The 18,870-nt window shown below is 56.2% G+C and carries 11 protein-coding genes; all 11 read right to left on the bottom strand.

What is annotated here, in order from left to right; translation table 11 throughout:
• Positions 1-11 precede the first annotated feature (11 nt).
• Positions 12-1,004, bottom strand: coding sequence for a pectinesterase family protein (locus ACXYMU_RS15385; protein WP_458987303.1), 993 nt, complete (start codon positions 1,002-1,004; stop codon positions 12-14).
• 233 nt (positions 1,005-1,237) lie between these two features.
• The gene (locus ACXYMU_RS15380; protein ID WP_458987302.1) at positions 1,238-2,479 is read right to left on the bottom strand and encodes a glycoside hydrolase family 88/105 protein; all 1,242 of its coding nucleotides are present in this window, start codon (positions 2,477-2,479) and stop codon (positions 1,238-1,240) included.
• Positions 2,480-2,584: 105 nt separating this feature from the next.
• Entirely contained in the window at positions 2,585-4,282 is a 1,698-nt protein-coding gene (locus ACXYMU_RS15375) for a RagB/SusD family nutrient uptake outer membrane protein (protein ID WP_458987301.1), read from the bottom strand.
• 24 nt (positions 4,283-4,306) lie between these two features.
• A complete protein-coding gene (locus tag ACXYMU_RS15370) occupies positions 4,307-7,252 on the bottom strand; it encodes a SusC/RagA family TonB-linked outer membrane protein (protein ID WP_458987300.1) in 2,946 nt (981 codons plus the stop codon).
• Positions 7,253-7,510: 258 nt separating this feature from the next.
• Positions 7,511-8,458 (bottom strand): pectinesterase family protein, encoded by a 948-nt coding sequence (locus ACXYMU_RS15365; protein WP_458987299.1) that lies wholly within the window; start codon positions 8,456-8,458, stop codon positions 7,511-7,513.
• Positions 8,455-9,843, bottom strand: coding sequence for a pectate lyase family protein (locus tag ACXYMU_RS15360; RefSeq protein WP_458987298.1), 1,389 nt, complete (start codon positions 9,841-9,843; stop codon positions 8,455-8,457). Before ACXYMU_RS15360 ends, ACXYMU_RS15365 begins: the two co-directional genes overlap by 4 nt.
• Positions 9,844-9,901: 58 nt before the next feature.
• A complete protein-coding gene (locus ACXYMU_RS15355; protein ID WP_458987297.1) occupies positions 9,902-11,206 on the bottom strand; it encodes a DUF4861 domain-containing protein in 1,305 nt (434 codons plus the stop codon).
• A 139-nt stretch (positions 11,207-11,345) separates the two neighbouring features.
• Entirely contained in the window at positions 11,346-12,827 is a 1,482-nt protein-coding gene (locus ACXYMU_RS15350; RefSeq protein ID WP_458987296.1) for a pectate lyase family protein, read from the bottom strand.
• Between the two features lie 73 nt (positions 12,828-12,900).
• A complete protein-coding gene (locus ACXYMU_RS15345; protein WP_458987295.1) occupies positions 12,901-14,508 on the bottom strand; it encodes a DUF5123 domain-containing protein in 1,608 nt (535 codons plus the stop codon).
• A 39-nt stretch (positions 14,509-14,547) separates the two neighbouring features.
• Positions 14,548-16,356, bottom strand: a complete 1,809-nt coding sequence (locus tag ACXYMU_RS15340; protein ID WP_458987294.1) for a RagB/SusD family nutrient uptake outer membrane protein — start codon at positions 16,354-16,356, stop codon at positions 14,548-14,550.
• Between the two features lie 18 nt (positions 16,357-16,374).
• Positions 16,375-18,870 (bottom strand): SusC/RagA family TonB-linked outer membrane protein, encoded by a 2,496-nt coding sequence (locus tag ACXYMU_RS15335; RefSeq protein WP_458987293.1) that lies wholly within the window; start codon positions 18,868-18,870, stop codon positions 16,375-16,377.

Genomic DNA, 18,870 nt, shown 5'->3' with positions numbered 1-18,870 from the left:
TTCCTGTCAGGCTATTTACTGGCTGAGGCCGCAGGCTTTCCGGGAGTCCAGTCGCCGAATATTTTCTCCAGGGTATATTCTTTCGCCTGCGCCTCCGTGAGTTGGTGCGACCACTTCACCCTTTTAGTCGGTGCAGCGCCGGGGCCGGAGGAGTTATACTCTGCATAAAAGCTGGTTTTTTCCGCATCCGGCTTGCTCCAGTTGTGCCAGCCCTCCGGCTGGATGAGCTTGCCGAGGTGGGTGTTGATGAAAACGGTTTTGGCGTATGGCCGCCAAGGTCTGCCCAGGTAATAGGAGTTGGCAGGTGCATTGCCGGTGATGCGGCAGCTCAAGAACACAAAACCGTAGGGCGTATCTGCTAAGGTAGAGGCAGCCGTGATGTAGCTGCCACCGGCTTTGCAGTAAATCTCGCAACCCTCGAACACAGCGGTAGACCACCCGAAAATAAAGTCGGTGGTGCCCTCGATATAGCAGTTTTTATAATACTGCCTGCTCTTCTCGCCATGTGGGTACAGCGTGTCCTGGTAGCCCAGAAAGCGGCAGTTGGTGAACATGGCCTTGTCGCCATCCACGCGCACAGCCACCGCCTGCCCTACCGGGCCGGAGGAGTTCTCGAAGGTGAGGTTCTCAGCCGAAAAGTCATCGCCAAACACGTAGAAGCTGGTGGAGCCGGTCGTGCCGATCTCCTCGCCGAAGCGGTTTTTTTTGGCGGCATAGTCGTCATGCGTCAGGATGGTCCCTAGCACATCTTCCCCGGTAAATCTCACCATGGTTTTGGAGGCCGCCAGCACCAGTTTTTCCTTGTATGTGCCCTTTTTGATGAAGATGGTAGTCGGATTCTTCCGGAAGTCAGGCACGGCGTTGATGGCCTCCTGCACTGTTTTAAAGTCGCCGCTTCCGTCTTTTGCCACTACAAAATCATACCGTCGTTGCTGCGCCTGCGCGTAGTGTAGCGCCAGGCAGAAAAGTAAGGTAAGTAGGGCAGCGTGTTTTGTATACCTCATTGCGTTGCTATTTTATGGACCTTGGTTAGGTTTGCCCAGTCTCCCTTCGAAGGCAGGGCCGTTTCATTCTCTCTTTTAATGGCGCCCCGAATGCTTTCGGGATGTCTATTAATGATGTCGCGTTTGTAACCCGACTGGGCCAGAGGCCTAATTATACCTCACACTCGCGGGACGCGAGCGAGTGCACGCTTAAAATGAAACAGTCCTGCCCTTCGAAGGAGGACTTTGGGGCATTAATTCTTTGCAGCTGTCTTGTTGATCTCCTCAAATTCCAGGGATGCCATGATGAAGGGGCTCACTGCCTTGGGGTCGTTGTCGCGGCGCTCCTCGCTGATGTAGTATGCATAGGTGCCGTCGCGGTAAGGGTCGCCGCCCAGGCCTGCCACGGCGCATACCTGCGTGATGCTGATGGTGCCGTCCGGGTTCTCCCTGATCAGGTTGCTTACAATACCGTTGTATCCCCTCTGCGCCGTTTGCATGTACTGTGGGTCGATGTGGCCCTTCTTGGCGGCTTTCACCAGAAAGTAGGTGAACATGCTCGAAGCCGAAGCCTCCAGGTAGTTGCCTTCCCGCTCCCCCATGTTCACCACCTGCCACCACAGGCCAGTGTCCTTGTCCTGGTACTTGGCAATAGACTTTGCCATTTGCTGGGTTATCTGCAGCACCTTGCCGTATTCCGGATGGTTCTTTGGCAGGAAGTCCAGCACATCGACCAGGGCCATGGCATACCAGCCCATCGCGCGGCCCCACACATTCGGCGACTTGCCTGATTTCGGGTCGGCCCACTTCTGCTCGCGGCTTTCGTCCCAGCCGTGGTGCCACAGCCCCTCCGAGCCATCCCAGGTATACTTGTCTACCAGGATGATCTGGTGGGCGACATCATCAAAAAGCGCAGGCTCATTGAACTCCACGGCGTACTGCGCCAGAAACGGCGAGGCCATGTACAGCCCGTCGAGCCACATCTGGTGCGGGTAAATCTTTTTGTGCCAGAAGCCACCTTCTGCGGTCCGCGGGTGAGTGCGCATCTGGTCGCGGAGTTCCTCCACGGCCAGCTTGTACTTGGTGCCGCCGGTTTCCTTGTAAAGCTCCATCAGGAACTTACCGGGGTTCACGCGGTCGATGTTGTAGTCTGTTTTTTTGTAGGTCATGATGGCGCCATCTTCGCTGATCATGGTATCGGCAAACGCCTGGATGTACTGCAGGTACTTCCCATCGCCAGTTTTCTCCCATACCCGTTCGATGGCGCTGGCAAACAGCCCCTGCGTGTAGTCCCACTTCGGCTTCTCCTTAAAGTCAATCATCCACCCCTCCGGGTTTCGCTTGATGTCGGAGTCGGCCATCCAGACTGAGTAGGGCTTCTGAGCCGCTGCGGCAGACTGGTGCCCCATGGCCGTCTCGGTTACGTTGCCCCCTGAGCGGCAGGCAGAAGCCAGCAGGAGTGCCAGCACAGGTATCAAGAGTTTTCTGGTTCTCATCTTAGGCGTAAGTTATTTTATTTTTAAGAGATGATTTTCAGGTTGCTGCCCTAGGGTCAGCGAAAGCTAAGCCCGGCAGGGGAAAAACCCCTGCCGGGCCCCATATTAGTTATAGCCTTCGTTCTGCGTAAACTCACCGGGGTTCGAAACCACATCCAACTGAGACTGCGGAATAGGGCGCAACCGGTGGAATGGCTTGATGTTGGGGGCCGCATCGGGATTAAACGCCCGCACCCGCTCCACCAACTTGTTGGTGCGCTTCAGGTCGAACCAACGCTGCTGTTCCCCGGCAAACTCACGGGCGCGCTCATCCAGTATAAAATCGAGGTCGAGCTGGTCTGCGGAAATCTCCATCTCAGCCTCATGCCCGGGCAAGGCCGCTCTTCTGCGCACCACGTTCATGTAGTTCACAGCCTCTGCCAGGTTCCCTTGCATCATTTCGGCCTCCGCCGCAACCAGGTACATCTCGGCCAGGCGAATAACGTAGGCATCGCGCCGGCCCGACTGCTGCGAAATGGTGGGCCGCGAAGGGTCCAGGAACTTCTTGAGCGACATAAAGCGGTCGCGCACCTGTGGGGCATCACCTGCATTCACATCGTAAGTGCGGCTTCTGTCTATGATCGTGTAGGGCCTGGAATCCTTCACAGCGTTTGGCACCACGTATTTGGTGGCGTAGATGGCCGTGTCTCCAGCCGCGAATTTTACCTGCCGCTGCGTGCCATTGGTGGAGGTAACGGTATAGGTGCCGGGCTTATTGGCATACCACACCGTCTGGAAGGTGGCATCATAACGGGCATCCTTCGTTTCATCAAATAAGTCGAGCAGGTGCGCCGTAGGCATAAAGCGGGAAAACGGGCGCCCGTATGTAATGCTGCGTTGCATGCCCGGCAGCTGATCGTAGGTCATCAGGAAGAACAGGTGCGAATTGTTGCCGCCTTCGCGTAGCAGGATGTCATCGCTCGTGGAGTTGGTCAAGCCGTCGAACTCCCTGTTCAGCACCAGGTCCGCTGTGAAGTTCACATTCCAGACGATCTCCGGGTTGTTCACGTTGTTGATGTCCCAAAGCTTCGCATAAGTGGGCACCAGGCTAAAGTTGTAGTCGCTGATCACTTTCTTTGCCAGTTGCGCTGCCTCAGCATAATTGCCGCGGTACAAGTGCATGCGGGCCATAAAGGCCTCTGCGGCAGGCTTGGTGACACGGCCATACTGGCCCGAGGTAGCCGGCAGGTTGGCTACCGCATAAGTCAGGTCCTCGAAGATCTGGCTGTAAAAGGCATCTGTCGAGGTGCGCCTGGCAGTGGTCACCGCCCCGATCGTCTCCTCTGTCGATAAGTGCACGCCTCCCCAGGTCTCCACGATGTGCCACAGGTAAAAGGCACGCAGGAAGCGGGCTTCGCCCTCCCGTACCGGTTTCAGGGTGGCTGGCAGCGCCGAAGACGGGATGCGCGCGATGGCGGCGTTTGTCGCGTTCAGGGCCGCGTAAAAGCGCGTCCAGTAAAAGCTTATGGGTCCGTTGGCCCCGGAAAGGTCAGAGTTGTAGAGCGCCACCGGCGGGTTCTCCATCCCGCTGCCCCGCGTGAAAATGTCTGTCCCGAGCTCCGTTAGCGCAATGCCGTTCTCTTTGCCATACCAAAAGCGCATGGGCGTGTAAAGCGAGTTTACAAGGCTTTCGATTCCCTCTCTGGTGTTATAGTAGCCCTCAGAGGTGAGGCCTGACACGTTTTCCTCGTCCAGGAATGACTCGCAGGCAGCTGTACCCAGGAGCAAAGCCGGGAGGATAAACTTAATGAATATCTTTTTCATGATGCTTCAGATTTGATTGTTGTACTAAAACTCCAGGTTAAGGCCAAACACCATTTGCCTGGTCATCGGGAAGCTAAGCGCTCCGCCCCGTTCCGGGTCGTAAGGGGAAATGCTGCTGTGCAGGATGAAGTAGTTCTTGGCAGTTACATAAGCCCGCAGGCGTGCCAATTTCAGCTTCTCAGCCACTGTGCCCGGGAAGGTGTAGGCCAGGGTAATGTCGCGCATTTTTACAAACGAGCCGTCCACATACTGCAGCGTAGAATAGTAGCGGGTGCTGGCCCGGCTGGTTCCTGCGTTAGGCCGCGGATAGGCGTTGGTAGGGTTTTCCGGGGTCCAGTAATCTACCAACGGGCCGTTCTCCAGGCCGTCCACCTTGTAAGAGCCCGCAGCCTCGCTGATGATGGTTTGCCCCATACGGGCATAGATCATAAAGGAAAGCTCCAGGTTTTTGTAGCCTACCCTGTTTGTGAAGCCAAGCGTCCAGTCAGGGGTGGCATTGCCGATCACAACACGGTCTTCCGGGGTGATGATCCCGTCGCCGTTTTGATCCTGTACCCGTATATCGCCGGGCTTCTGCTGGTTGACCGCCGCAGCGTCCTCTTCACCCAGTTGCCAGATACCGATCTTCTCATAATCGTAGAACACGTTCAGGGGCTGGCCCACATGCAAGCCGTAGCTGCCAAAGCTCAGATCCCGCTCCACGCCCTCTGCCAGCTTAATCACTTCCTCCTTGTTTCTGGCAAAGCTCACGTCAGAAGTCCATCGGATGCCGTCTGCCTGGTCGAGGTTTACGGTACCCAACTGCAACTCCACACCGCGGTTACGGGTCTCGCCTACGTTGTCAATCACACGTTCATAGCCTGTGGTGGTAGGCAGATTACGCTCCAGCAGCAGGTCTTTGGTATTTTGCTGGTACACATCCAGCGTACCCACCACCCTGTTGTTAAAAAGGCCAAAGTCAAGGCCGATGTTGGCGGTTGCCGTCGTCTCCCAACTCAGGTTCGGGTTAGGCAAGGCACCAGGGTAGTAACCGTAGGCCGGTGTTTCCGCCGCGCCCTGGTCGAAGGCGTAGGTGGAACGGCCCAAACCACCCAGGGTCAGGTATGCCGGTATCTGGCTATTGCCGGACACACCATAGCTTAACCGCAGTTTCAGGTCTGAGAGGGCGTTCACGTCACGCAGGAAGTTTTCCTCTTTCAGCAGCCAGGCCACCGATGCCGATGGGAAGTAATCCCATTTCTGGCCCTCAGCCAGCACCGATGACCCGTCTGTGCGCATCACCAACGTGAACAGGTACTTGTTGAGGAGCTTGTAGTTGATGCGCCCGAAGAAGGATGCCATGCTGCGCTCGACCAGGCTGCTCTCCAACTGATAAGCGGTTTGGGTAGCCCCCAGGTTGTAAAACAGGAGCGTAGAGGACAGCAGGTTACGGCCTTGCGCCGCAAAAAACTCCGTGCGCTCCGACCATATGCTGGAGCCCAGCGTGGCAGAGAGTTCGTGGTTCTCGGACAGCTTCTGGTTGTAGTTCGCGAAATTCTCCCACGTGAAACGCGAGAAGCTTCCTAACTCGGCGCGGGCGATGGAAAGGCCGTTCGGACCTGTCTCGATGGTGTTGGTGGCGGCGAATAAGCCGTTGCGGTTGCTGGACTGGTCTATGCCGAAGCGCGAGGTAAGCGTCAGATTCTCAACTGGCTGATAGTCCAGGGACAGGTTTCCGAAGAAGCGCTTGTTGATGTCGTTGTTCTCGTACGCTCCCGGCTGTTCATCCACCAACGGGTTAAGCGTGGAAGCATCGCCTACCGGGAAGGTAACCAGGTTGCCGTCAGCGTCATAAGGGGCACCCAGCGGACTCATTTTATTGGCCTGGTTCAAAGGGTCGCGCCGGATGTCGCGGTCGCGGTACGTGTACATCAGGTTGGTGCCCAGCTTCAGGTTGTCCCGCAGCTTATACCCGATGTTCAGGCGGCCACTGTAGCGTTTCAGCTGGTCGTTTTTCAGCAGTCCCTGCTCATTAAAATAATCGGTGGAGAAATAGTAATTGAGTTTATCTGCCCCGCCCGAAACGCCTACCTGATAATTTTGCTGGCTTCCGGTGCCCAGGAGTTCATCCGCCCACTCGGTCCAGATGCCGTTTTGGAAGTTCTCGAACTGGGCTGGCGGCAGAATGCGCTCATCGTCCTCCGGGCCATTCCACTCTCCCACGGTTCTGCGGGCCTCGCGGCGCAACGCTACCCACTCCGGTCCGGTCATGATGTCGGCATAGCCGTTGCGGGTCTGGATGCCATAGTAGGAGTTGAGCGTTACTTTGGGCTTACCCGCCACGCCGCTCTTGGTCGTGATCAGGATAACGCCGTTCGCGCCCAAGGAGCCATAGATGGCTGTCGCCGTCGCGTCCTTCAGTACTTCTATCGAGGAGATGTCGTTCGGGTTCACGTCCAGCGGACCGTCATACCGGATGCCGTCCACCAGGATCAGCGGTTGGTTGCTGGCGTTTACGGATCGGTTTCCGCGGATATTGAAGTTCAGGCCAGCACCTGCCTGCCCGCTGGATTTGCTCAGGTCGAGGCCGGGTACCTTCCCTTGCATCACCTCTAAACCGTTGGTTACCGGAATGGCAGTCAGGTCATCGCCTGACACGGAAGCCACAGAGCCGGTCAAATCAGATTTTTTCACGGTGCCATACCCGATCACCACCACTTCTTCCAGCGCCCTGGCGTCAGGCTTTAGTGACACGTTCACAGCGGAGCGCCCGTTTAGGGCGATATCCTGCGGCTCATACCCTATAAAAGAAAAGACCAGTCTGGCATTGGGCGCATTTACCGGCAGAGTATAGGTGCCGTCCATCCCCGTAGCTGTCCCGTTGTTCGTTCCCTTCACCAGCACCGTTACGCCGGGCAGGCCGCTGCCTTTTTCGTCGGTTACTTTTCCGCTTACGGTAGTGCCTTGTGCCCAGGCTGCCGTAGCAGTCATCAACACGAGCAACAGACAGCACAAGTACCGCCCCCTATTTTGTAATGCTTTAGCCATGGATTGTTCCATCGAGATAAATAGTTAGGTTCGTTTACTTTCTTGAAAGCTTTTTTGAAATCTACTTCCGGGTGTTTTCCCGAAGTCGCATGCTGGTCGGTGATGTTAATTAAGGGCTTGCTGCTGCGGAGGGGGGGCTGAGTCATCTTCCAATCTGAGCAATCGATTGCACAATATAATAAAAAAAACGATACTAATTGCTCACTCACCTAAAAACTCCCAGCTATCTTTTCCAGGCAGTATGTTCCTGGCCGTGAAATGCTTCGCTTCTTGCCGCGTTAGCTGCCGTGCCCATGTTACCCTGGCTTTGGGTGCCGCACCAGGCCCTTTTGACCTGTATTCAGCATAGAAGGCTGTTTTCCCGGTTGCAAGCTTGCTCCAGTTGTGCCAACCTTCGGGCCGGATGTGCCGGCCCAGGGTGGTATGGATGAATATCGTTTGCGCAAATGGCCCCCACGGTCGGCCCAAATATACCTGCTGCGCCTGACTGCTGGCTGTGACTGTGCACTGCAAAAAGACAAACCCAAAAGGCTGTGCTTCGGGTGTGGAGGCAGCCGTGATATAGGAGTTTTTCTTGCAGTGGATGGTGCAATCTTCAAACACCGCAGTGGCTGGCCCGAATATAAAATCGGTGGTGCCTTCGATGTAGCACCGGAGGAAATACTGGCGGTCACCGCCCTGGCCGGCGTAAAGGGTGTCTTGATCCCCCAGGATGCGGCAGTCCTGAAAGGCACAGCGGCCGGCGGCTACATGCAAGGCCACGGCTTGCCCGGCATCTCTGCCCGCCGTATTCTCGATCGTCATGTTCTCTGCCCTGAAGCCCTCGCCCTGCACAAGTAGGGTATAAGAGGTGAAGGTGTTGATGTCATCTTTGCCGGCATGGTCATCCCAGGTCAGGATGGTGTTGTCTTTGCTCTCACCCCGGAAAGACAGGTTCGTCTTCCAGGTAGGTATAATGACTTTCTCGCGGTACACCCCGTTCCTGATGTGGATCTCAACACGCTCCTCCGGAAACGCCGGGACCGCATCCACAGCTGCCTGCACAGAGGTATAGTCGCCAGACCCGTCCTGGGCCACTACCAGCAATTTTTGTTGTGCCTGCACAGTGAGCAGGCTAAACAGGAAAAGCGCGACAAGCAGTCCCCTCATATTTTATCGGTCTGGCCCAAAAGGCTGTTCAGGTAAACCTCGATGTTTGTGTAGTGCCTGCTTAGGGTATAGGTAGCCGCATCAGCAGCGCTGCCAGGGTTAAGCCGGTGCGCTTTCTCCCAGGCATCGGGCATCCCGTCTTGGTCGATGTCTTCAGGTGCGGGGGCGGAGTTCAGTTCCGGCCACCCACCCACATCCTCCTGCGAGTCGATAATGCCGTTATTTCCCTTGCCATGCCTGGGGTTGTTTTTCCGCACCTCCTGCACCACGCGTTCATCCACTTGATCGCGCCTATAGCTTGCCCCTGCCTTTGCTAACACCAGCGCATAAGCCTCTTTTGCCGGTTGCTGCTGTATCTCCACTGTATGAAAGGGTGCGGCTACCAAGGCTTCCTCAGGGTGCTCTGTGCTCACCCCCAAGGCGTTATACTGCGTCACTTCGGGGTTCTGCTCCATCACGTTACCGGCCATGTAAAACTGTCCGTAAGGTGCGTAGGGCTCCAGCAACCTGCCCTTTTTAGAGTCGGGAGTGGCAGGGCCTGGCTTGTAGTAGTTGTTCACCAGGTTGTAGCGACCCGCCTCTCCGCCGTACACGTTGTTGCCGCCCCAGTTGTAAATCACGTTGTTCCGAAAGTCCACCAGCTCCTCCGGCGAGTTTTTGGTGGAACTTGACCCGCTGAAACGGGGCATCCGGCTCATGTGGTTTGCGATCAGGTTGTGGTGAAAGGAGGCGCCCGCACCGCCCCAGATGCCGCCATACCCATGCTCGCCCTTGGCGTGCACCGACTGGTTCAAGCTCTCTGAGATGATGCACCACTGCATCGTGAAATTCCTGTTCCGATAGAAAGAAGCACTCTCATCGGTTGCCCAACTGATGGAGCAATGGTCGATGATGATGTTGCTCCGGCCTTTGTTGCCGCTCAGGGCATCGGCCTCCACCCCTTTCGCATCGCCCAAGCGGAAGCGCATGTAGCGCACGATCACGTTGTCTGCCTTGATACTCACCGGGTAGTTCCGGAGACAGATGCCGTCGCCCGGTGCCGACTGCCCGGCAAGGGTCACATCACTGTTGTTGATGTCTAGTGGCGACTCCAGGGCAATGGTGCCGGATACGGCAAACACGATGGTGCGCGCGCCGTGCTTTTGGATTGCGTCGCGCAGGCTACCGGGGCCATCATCGTTTAGGTTCGTGACGATAACCACCTGGCCTCCACGCCCGCCGGTGGTGTACTTGCCAAAGCCCTCCGCCCCCGGAAATGCCAGCCCAGCAGGCGCTTTCGCTGGCTCCGCCTGGGCTGATGCGGCAGAAATGCCGGGCTGTTGTGAGCAGGCCACCGTAGCGAACAGTTGCAGGTACAGGCAAAAGGCGGCAATGGGAGTTTTCATGGGCTTGCGTTTCTGGATTCAATTATTTTTTTGCGTTTTTAGGGCTGCATACCCTCACTTACAGTTTCTGCTTAGCGTTAAAACGCACCTGTACGGGGCTGGCCAGTTCCCAGGCCGTTTTGTCGAGGTACTGCAGGAACTGCGCTTCCGTCTTTATACCCTCTGGCTCCAGTTCCCAGGCGGCCAGAAAGTAATACTCAATGGCGTTGGCTGCCGGCTTAAGCTTTACCACGTGGCTCAGCTCATCGCCAGTCAACTCCAGCAGGTCTTTTGCCCGGAACAGCACTGCTATCCCCAGGTTGTCGCCTTCGCCGTTCAGGCTTTGCTTGCCGTAGGTGGCTATATATCCCCAGGCTTCGCCCGAGCCCTGACTGGTATGGAGTTTCGCGCGTTTGTCTTTGATCAGGCCCGTGCTCAGGTTTTCCGGTAAGCCACCTGTTACGCTTACCTGATGGTGCGTTAGCCGGCTGCCGGCAGGTATGCTCAGCAGCGAATGTACATCCAGTGTCTGCCCGGCTATTTTCCAGCCATAATAAGTTGTGCGGATGGCGGAGTACAGCGCACCGTTCTCGGCAATCACGCTGATCATGCTGTCGGTTTCGGCCACGCGCCTGGCCTGTCCGTCGTGGAACATGGCCAGCGTGCCCACCCCCAGCGACTTCCCTACTTTCAGCACATCCATCCCCCAGTCCTGCTCCTCGTGGTAAGAGTCAAAGCCATCCTGGCCCACCTGCTGCAAGACCATGTCCTTGGTCTTCTTCCCGAATACGTCGGTGCCGTTGCGCCAGTCGAGGTAAAACCGGTAGCCCACCTTGTCCGATTCCCAGCCGGGGCCCTCGTAGCGGATGTAATAGGAATGATCGGTGTGCTCGGAGGGTACCCGCAGCGAGTCCACGTTGGCAAAAGTGCCCCCGATGTATTTCCGGTTCTGAAACTCGCCGCCTACTTTATGCGACAGTTCCGCTTGCGTGCGCTTGGTATAGCTGCGGCTGGCGTTGCCCTGCTCCTTGTAGCGGATCGTGAGGGTGCGCGTGGCTTGCGGTGCCAATTGGTCCAGCACCACTGCAATGCCGTTGTTCTGAGCGGTGTTGGCTACGTACTGGCTCGGGATCTCAGTCTTTCCGTCCAGCACCACAAACGCCTGCGGGTTAAAAGCGGGATGGTGTTTTCTGATCTCCTGACCCGTTATCAAAACCGCCGCGTCCTGGCGGTGCTGCCCGAGCGGGTTAATTACTTTCACTGCAAAAGCCCTCGGAAACTCCTTCTTCAGGTTTTGCGCTGCCAGGCTTCCGGTTTGCAGGAGCACCAGCAACAAGAGGAGGCACATAGCGCCTGTTTTCAATCTCGCAGTTGGTTTCAGCATGTGTTCTTTCGGTTTTGTCATGGTATGGTATAGGTGCCGCCCCCGGCTAAGCCTAACGCTGTTACTTTGTCAGGTAATTGCAAGAGCAATGGGGGTTTGCCGGCAGGTGCTCATTTGCGAAATGCCATACCCTCTATTTCTATTTCAGCTGGTTTTCCGTGATGTCTTTTACAAGGCTGTTGAGGTATACCTCGATGTTATCGTAAGCAGTGCTCAGGTTTCGGCCATTGGCATTGGCTTTCGTCGGGTCCAGCCTCTGCGTCTTTTCCCATTCGTCGGGCATGCCATCATTGTCCGAATCGAGCGGGGCTGCAGTGGAAGCCAGTTCCGGCCAGCCACCCACGTCCTGCTGGCTGTCGATGATGCCTTTCACGCTTCCCCCGGAGCCGGGGGCCGTGAAGCTGCCCTGGCGCACATTCTCCAGCACCCGCAAATCCACCGCGTCCCGCTCAAAGGAAGCACCGGCATATGCCAGCACCCGCTCGTAGGCATCCGTGGCGGTATGGGTGGTCACGTTGTTGTGGATGGGGTGCGGCGCAGTCAGCCTGATTGCGGCCTTGTCAGCCTCCGAAACGGTGCCGTAGCTCCCATGAAACTGGTTGAAAACACCGTACGCCCAGTTATCACTGGTGGCCCTGGCACTGCCTTCCACAAAGTTTCCGTTGATATAAAACTTGCCCCACACATCGTATACCTCCGTACCGCTCACTTTATTTTTGTCTATCGAAAGGATGCGCTCTTTCTTGGTGGTTACCGGACCGGGCTTGTAGTAGCAGTTCACGATGTTCACGTTCATGGCTTCGCCGCCGTACGTGCTGTTGTTGCCCCAGTTGTAGAGCACGTTATTGCGCAGGTCCACCAAATCCGTCAGGGCAAAGGCTTTGCCTGCCTCCTCACCCAGCCGGGGGTTGCGGCTGTCGTGGTGGGCCAGCAGGTTGTGGTGGAAAGAGGCGTTCTTACCGCCCCAGATGCCGCCATACCCGTGTGCCCCTTTCGCGTGTGTGGCATTGCGGAGGCTTTCTGAAATGATGCTCCATTGCAGGGTAAAGTGCTCGTTGGCGTAAAAAGAAACGCACTCGTCTGTCGACCAGCTCATGGAGCAATGGTCCACGATGATGTTTTTGTGAAAACGCCCACCCAGTGCGTCTCCCTCCTGCCCGGCCTCATCGCCCATCCGGAAACGCATGAAACGGATAATCACGTTGTCGGCATTCACGGTGACGGGGTAGTTTTTCAGGGTAATGCCGCCACCAGGGGCTGTTTGGCCCGCGATCGTGACATCGCCCAGGTTGATGTTCAGGTTAGAAGCCAGCGCGATGGTGCCGGCTACCTCGAACACAATCATGCGGGCACCCGCCGTAGCGAGGGCCGCCCTGAGGCTCCCGGCCCCGGCATCGTTCAAATTAGTTACTTTAATGACTTTGCCGCCACGGCCTCCGGTGGCATCTCTGCCAAAGCCCTCCGCCCCCGGGAAAGCAAATGCTGCCTCGTTCACGGGGCCAGGGCCTTCTTCCACCGGCGGCGCCACTTCCGGAGCAGGCTCGCCCTGCGTGTCTTTGCAACCTGCCAGATTGAAGAAAAGCGCTGCGCTTACGAGTAGAACACGGTATCGGAACATCATTCAAGCCATTTTAACGGTAAAAAGAAGCGACCGGACGCTGTGTGCAGCACCCGGTCGCTATCATTAATCCTAGTTATCTCCAGCGTGGGTCTCCGGCGCTGCCCTTGCCGGCGAAGCCAGCGTCTTTAATCCTGAAATCCCCTTTTTTCGGGTTCTGGAAAAGGTCTGCAGAAGTGCCGCCGTATACTGTCAGGTTCGGGATCTCGTTGCCTGTGGCCACATAGTCGGAGGTGACATAGCTGCTGCTCGACTGCACCAATGTAGAACCGCCTACCCGTATGCCTTTCACGCCGCTGTCTTCCCCGATCTTCTTGCCGCTGCCCACAATGTTGTTGCGGAACGAAACGCCACCCGTCACTTCATTCGAACTGTAATCCACTAGGTAGCGGCCCGCTTCCGGTGTCTCGTTAAAGGTGGAGTTCTCGATGAGGATGGTGCTTGCGCTGCTTTTGCTCGTAATCGGGCGCTCGATCTTGTAAAAGGTGCTGTTGCGGAAAACGATGTTATTGACCTTGGCGCCGGAATTGTCCACTGTTAGCACGCCGTAGTTGGCTACGCTGTCGATCACGCTGTTTGAAACAACAAAATTACTCACTGTCGCACCGCTGGTCTTGATGCGTGCAATTCCGCGGAAAATCTCGGCGTGGCTGGACTCAAACTTTATCTTTCCGACGGTAGAGGCTTTGTCGATGTTGAAGACGTATGACCCGCCGTAATCACTTCCCCGCATCGTCACATCTTTGAACACAACAGAGTCCACGGCGCTGCCTTCGGCGATGTTGAAGTTGCTGGTGAAGAATATCGTGGCCCTGGCCGGGTCCAAGGTGTTCTCGCTCATGATGGTTATGGACCTGTCTAGTGCTACCGTGTTGGATATGGTGTAGGTCATGCCCTTTTTCAGGATGATGATGCTCCCCGACTCCACTTGCAGCAGGGTATCCTCCAACACCGACTGGCGGTTGTTAAAGCTTGTCAGGTCGATGATGTTTCCGATGGTAGGCGCGTTGGTTGTGAAGGTGAGGTAACCGGCCACACGCGTACCCCGGAAAATCTCCACGCGGTAAGTGGTGCTCCCCGTCAGGCCGCGCACAAACTTTTGCCTCGCAGCCAAGTCCTCCTCTGCCAGCAAGGTCTCAAGAACTGCGCCAGCCGGTGCGCCAGTGGCATCCAGAGGGGTTAGCACAATTTTGGTAAGGCCAGCGCGCTCGCGCCATTTCAGCAGCACGGCTTTGTCGGTGATGTCGCTGTTGCTGAGCGCCTGAAGCACCTGCTCGCCCCGGATCGTGAAGCCAGAGCTGACAGCCCAGTATTTGGAACCCTCACGCTCACCTAGCGCATTTGCCCTGATCCGGGCAAAGTATTTCTGCCTCACCTCTAATTGGTCGTCTGTGAAAACAATCCCTGCCGTATCTGTCTGTGCCGCTACAACAATGGGTGTCTGGAACAGGGTGTCGGCTGCCACCTCCACGGTGTACGTCACACCGTTGCTACTGCTGGTATACAAAGAGGGGTTCCAGGTCAGCTTCACTTGTGTTTCCCCGCTAACGGTTTTCACAGGACCGGCAGGCGTGAACATGCGCATCGGGTCTAGTTTGTCAGCGTCTTCTTCGCAAGCAAAGGCCAGCGCCCCAAGCAGCACAACCGGCGCCATCTTCCATATATTTCTTATCGCTTTTCTCATGTCGAAATGTTTTTTTGTTCGTGAATCCAGTGATGTCTGTTAGTAGCCGTAATCCTGGGTGAGGTTGTAATTCTGGTTCAGCACGCCGCTGTAAATGGGCAGCAACTCAGACTTGTTCTCCTGAAAGGCCACCGCGAAGCTGTCCAGGTAGGCCTGGTCTACCGAAGCGGCCCAGTTGACCCGGGTATAGCCGGCTGGCGTGGTGGCAGGCGCAGGCGCATACATGGCGCTGGCAACGCCTCCCCCAAAAAAGTTGAAACTCTTTACCTCGGCCGGCACGGTGGTGTTTACCACCGGAACAGGCATTGAGTACACGTATGCCGGCACGTTGGCATAGCGGCCTGTCCTGTTCATCAAGGCTGTCAAGTCAGTTCTGGTTTCTGCAATTGTGGAAGCCAACAGGTTCCAGCGAATCAAATCATACTTGCGGATGCCTTCTCCCCCGAACTCCAGCAAACGCTCCTGCACCAAGGCCTTGAAAAAGCCGTCTTTGTCGGTAGGCGTGGCGCCCATACGGTCTTCGTGGCCAGTAAATGCCCTGCGTCTTACACTCTCGTAAGCAGCAATTGCCTCAACTGTCGGGCCGTTCAGCTCGTTCTCCGCCTCTGCAAACATCAGCAGCACATCTGCGTAGCGCAGCACCGGCCAGTTAATGCCCAGGTTCTGCGCCGTGCCGTTGATGCTAGTCCAGTATTTCCGGAACTTGCCATCGCGCATAAGCGACAGGCGGGTTAGCTCTTTGTTGTCGTCCTTGTTGATCTGGAAAAAGGCCAGTGTAACATCGCGCCGCACATCCCCAATCGAATCGAACGCATAGAAATAGGTGGGTATAGCTTCCAGCTGCCCGTTTGCCTGCCCAAAGGTAGAGCTCTTGTCGATCCGGAGGCCGTTGCTGTAGCCTAGCTTGCTATCCGTCTTGGAGTTTCCGCCGAAGGCGCCTATTTCAAAGATCATTTCATTGGTGCCACCGCCGCTCACACCTGTGTGCAGGTCGCGGAACACCTGCTCGTAGTCTGGGTGCAGGCTATGGCGGCCACTCTGTATGATGTCGCGGGTTTCCTTTAGCGCGATGGCGTAAAACTCCTGGTAGTTGGCTCTGCGCTCTACCTTGCGGCTATCCCGGCGCAGCGCATATCCTCCGCGTGTCAGGGCAATGCGTGCACGCAGGCCTTTCACAGCCGATTTCGTGATGCGGGTGCTCGGGTCGCCAGACTCCGACTTCCAAGGCACCAGTTCCGATGCTTCCGCCAAATCAGCCAGCAAGCGGTCGTAAATCACGTCCTGGTCTGTTTTGGCCAGGTACAGATCCTCCTGGTCTGCAGAGGGTATAAACGGTGCCGGCACATCTCCCCAGTTGCGGATCAGCTCATGGTAAAATAGGGCCCGCAGGGTAAGCGCCTCACCGTGCAGTTTGCGCATGGCCAATTGCTCAGCGGGGGTGCCACTGTTGTACAGGTCAGAGGCCGGGATGTATTTGATGGCGATGTTGGCCCGTTCGATGCCTTCGTACAGTTGCAGGAATGGCCGGTTGAGCTCGGTATTGTCTGGGCTGACGCCAAACCCACTGATGCCGCGGCGGTCGAGCGGGTTGTAGGTACCGCCAATCCTGAAATCATCGGCAGCATTCGGGTATAGCGTAGAGATACGGCTACCGTAGGCGTTGTCGCCCATCAGGCTGTTGTAAATGCCTGTTACAGCCGAATTGGCATACCCCACACTTGTAAAGACGCCCTCCTGTGAGATGGTGGACGGGTTTTCCACGTCCAGGTAATCCTCACACGACGACAAGGCCACCATGCTGCTTAGCGCCAATGGTAAAAACAATGCTTTTATATAGTTCTTATTCATCTTCATCACCTTAATCAATTAAAATGTAACATTTACACCACCCAATACATAGCGGCTGCGCGGATAGGCGGCATAGTCTACGCCCGGCGTCAGTGGGTTGCTTCTTCTGGTGTTGGCCTCAGGGTCGTAACCAGAGTAATTGGTGAAGGTATAAAGGTTGTTTACTGTAGCGTATACCCGGAAGCTAGAGAACACCTTGGTTTTCTCGATCAGGCGCTGCGGCAGGGTATAGCCCAGCGTTACGTTGCTTAGGCGCAGAAAAGAGCCGTCTTCAATCGCGAATGAGTGGAGGAAGTACTGGCCCAGCGGCGGCGCCCAGTAAGCGGCGTCCTGGTTTAGGGCGGCCAGTTGCTCTGGGTTTGTCACCAATTGCCCATTGCCGTCGAACCTTCTCCACCGGTCCTCCATCAGCGACAGCATGTTGTTGTCGCGGTACAGGTACTGAGTGGTGAACTCAATCTTGTTGGCATTGTACACTTTGTTGCCATAAGAGAAGTTCATGTACACGCTCAGATCGAAGCCTTTGTAGGTAAACTGCTGGTTAAAGCCGCCAATGAACTTCGGCTGGGCATTGCCTAGCACAGTTCTGTCGGCGGGGCTGATCATGTCTCCCTCGCCAGCTGACAGCTTCTTGAGTTTAAGGTCGCCAGGCTGCGGGTCCCTGTTGCCCAGGGCCACGTCCTTCGTATTCGGGATACCCTCTTTCAGGGTATAGCTCCAAGTGTTAGAGGCCTCGTTGAAGGTGGTATTGAAGTCATCCACGGTGTAGAATCCATCTGTCACGTAACCGTAGTACTGGCCGATAGGCTGCCCTACCTCCACCAGAAAGTCCTGCAGGTTATTCACCCACCCCGACTCCACCAGGTATGACTGCAGCGGGTTTCCGTCAGAGTCCACCCCCAGGCTTACAATCTTGTTGCGGTTGAAGGCGATGTTGAAGTTGGCGCTCCAGCTAAAATCCTGGTTATCGATGACCACTCCATTTAGCTGTAGCTCTATTCCTTTGTTCTCGGTCTTGCCGATGTTCTGCAACTGGTCTGAATAGCCGCTCGTTTGTGGGATGCGGGCTAGCAGCAACAAGTCGCGGGTGGAGTTTTTGTACACGTCCACCGATCCGCTGATCCGGTTGTTTAAGAGCGAGAAATCAAGCCCCAGGTTGCGAGAAACCGTGGTCTCCCAAGTCAGGTTGGAGTTGGAAAGGCTGGAGGACACAAAGCCCGGTGTGATGGACTCTGAAAACGCATAGCCATAATCCGCGGAGTTGGTGAACATCGTCTTCCAAAGGTCTACGCCGATGCGGTTGTTACCCACTTCGCCTACACTTGCCCGCAGCTTCAGGTCCGAGAGCCAGTCTTGTGAGCCGCGCATAAAGTCTTCGCTGGCGATGTGCCAGGCTAGGGAAGCAGACGGGAAGTAACCCACCCGGTTCTCGGGCGAAAACAAAGAGGAGGCATCGCGGCGCAGGTTTACGACGGCACGGTACTTATCGTTGAAGCTGTAGGAGGCACGGCCAAAGAACGAAAGCAGGCGCTGCTCTTCCTCAAATGTGCGGGGCGCGTCCTGGATCAACCCGGAAGGAGGCGTCGCCTTGTCGATACCCGACCAGGCCTGCTGCGCTGTAATGTCCACAGGCAGGTACTTCGTCACAACCGTGCTCGACTTGTCGTTGCGCTGCCAAATCTCGTGCCCCAATAATGCATCGACGCGGTGATGTTTACCGAAATCCAGCCGGTAGTTCAAGGTGTTGGAGTTGGTAAGCGCCAGCGATTCGCCCGCTCTGATGTCTGTCACAGGCATGCCCGCATTTTGCCGGGCAAGGCTGGTATACGGCCCGCTGAAGTTATAGCGGTCGCGGTTAGAGTTTGTGATACCGAACACGGTCTTGTATGTCAGGTTCTTGATCAGTTCGTAGCTGAACCAGCCATTCACTAGCACATCCGTCCGATAGTCTTCGCGCAGTTCCTGGTTGGCCAACAACACAGGGCTTACCAGGTTGGTCAGGTTAGAGAACTCCGGGTCGAACTCATCCGCGGTGCTCTCCATACCCGGCGCCACGAACGGACGGAAGCGCACCGCGTTCCGCAACCTGTTGTTGCCCTGCGAGCCGGTATTGGAAGTGCCGACGCCATCCACACGCTGGCGGCTATAGCGGGTGTTCAGGCCAACGCGTAATTTGTCAGTGGCTTTGTGGTCAAACTTAAAAGAGGCCAGCGTACGCTGAAAACCGGAGTTAAGCATGATGCCCTCCTCATCGGTGTGGTTCAGGTTGAAGTTAAAGGAGGTTTTCTCAGTGCCTCCCGTTACCCCCAGTACATGCGTCTGGCTGCTGGCATCCCGCCCGAACACCTCTTCCTGCCAGTCGGTGAAAGGCATGTTCCGGTAGATATCCATGTCCTCGTATAAGCCGTAGCGCTGCGTAAAGGCGTTCCTGGTATCTTCATCCGTGTTATAGTTATAGATCTCGTGCTGATACTTCACGTAGTCATAAGGCTTCAGCACATCCAGTTTGTTCAC

The organism is Pontibacter sp. CAU 1760 (genome assembly GCF_054482735.1).
Note: the sequence above shows the minus strand (reverse complement) of the source record. Positions and strands in the feature narration are given on the sequence as shown.

Bases quoted from the DNA above. Each gene is read 5' to 3' on its own strand.
- ACXYMU_RS15375 (WP_458987301.1), bottom strand. From the start codon at position 4,282: ATGAAAAAGATATTCATTAAGTTTATCCTCCCGGCTTTGCTCCTGGGT.
- ACXYMU_RS15350 (WP_458987296.1), bottom strand. From the start codon at position 12,827: ATGATGTTCCGATACCGTGTTCTACTCGTAAGCGCAGCGCTTTTCTTC.
- ACXYMU_RS15365 (WP_458987299.1), bottom strand. From the start codon at position 8,458: ATGAGGGGACTGCTTGTCGCGCTTTTCCTGTTTAGCCTGCTCACTGTG.
- ACXYMU_RS15370 (WP_458987300.1), bottom strand. From the start codon at position 7,252: ATGACTGCTACGGCAGCCTGGGCACAAGGCACTACCGTAAGCGGAAAA.
- ACXYMU_RS15380 (WP_458987302.1), bottom strand. From the start codon at position 2,479: ATGAGAACCAGAAAACTCTTGATACCTGTGCTGGCACTCCTGCTGGCT.
- ACXYMU_RS15340 (WP_458987294.1), bottom strand. From the start codon at position 16,356: ATGAATAAGAACTATATAAAAGCATTGTTTTTACCATTGGCGCTAAGC.
- ACXYMU_RS15345 (WP_458987295.1), bottom strand. From the start codon at position 14,508: ATGAGAAAAGCGATAAGAAATATATGGAAGATGGCGCCGGTTGTGCTG.
- ACXYMU_RS15385 (WP_458987303.1), bottom strand. From the start codon at position 1,004: ATGAGGTATACAAAACACGCTGCCCTACTTACCTTACTTTTCTGCCTG.
- ACXYMU_RS15360 (WP_458987298.1), bottom strand. From the start codon at position 9,843: ATGAAAACTCCCATTGCCGCCTTTTGCCTGTACCTGCAACTGTTCGCT.
- ACXYMU_RS15355 (WP_458987297.1), bottom strand. From the start codon at position 11,206: ATGCTGAAACCAACTGCGAGATTGAAAACAGGCGCTATGTGCCTCCTC.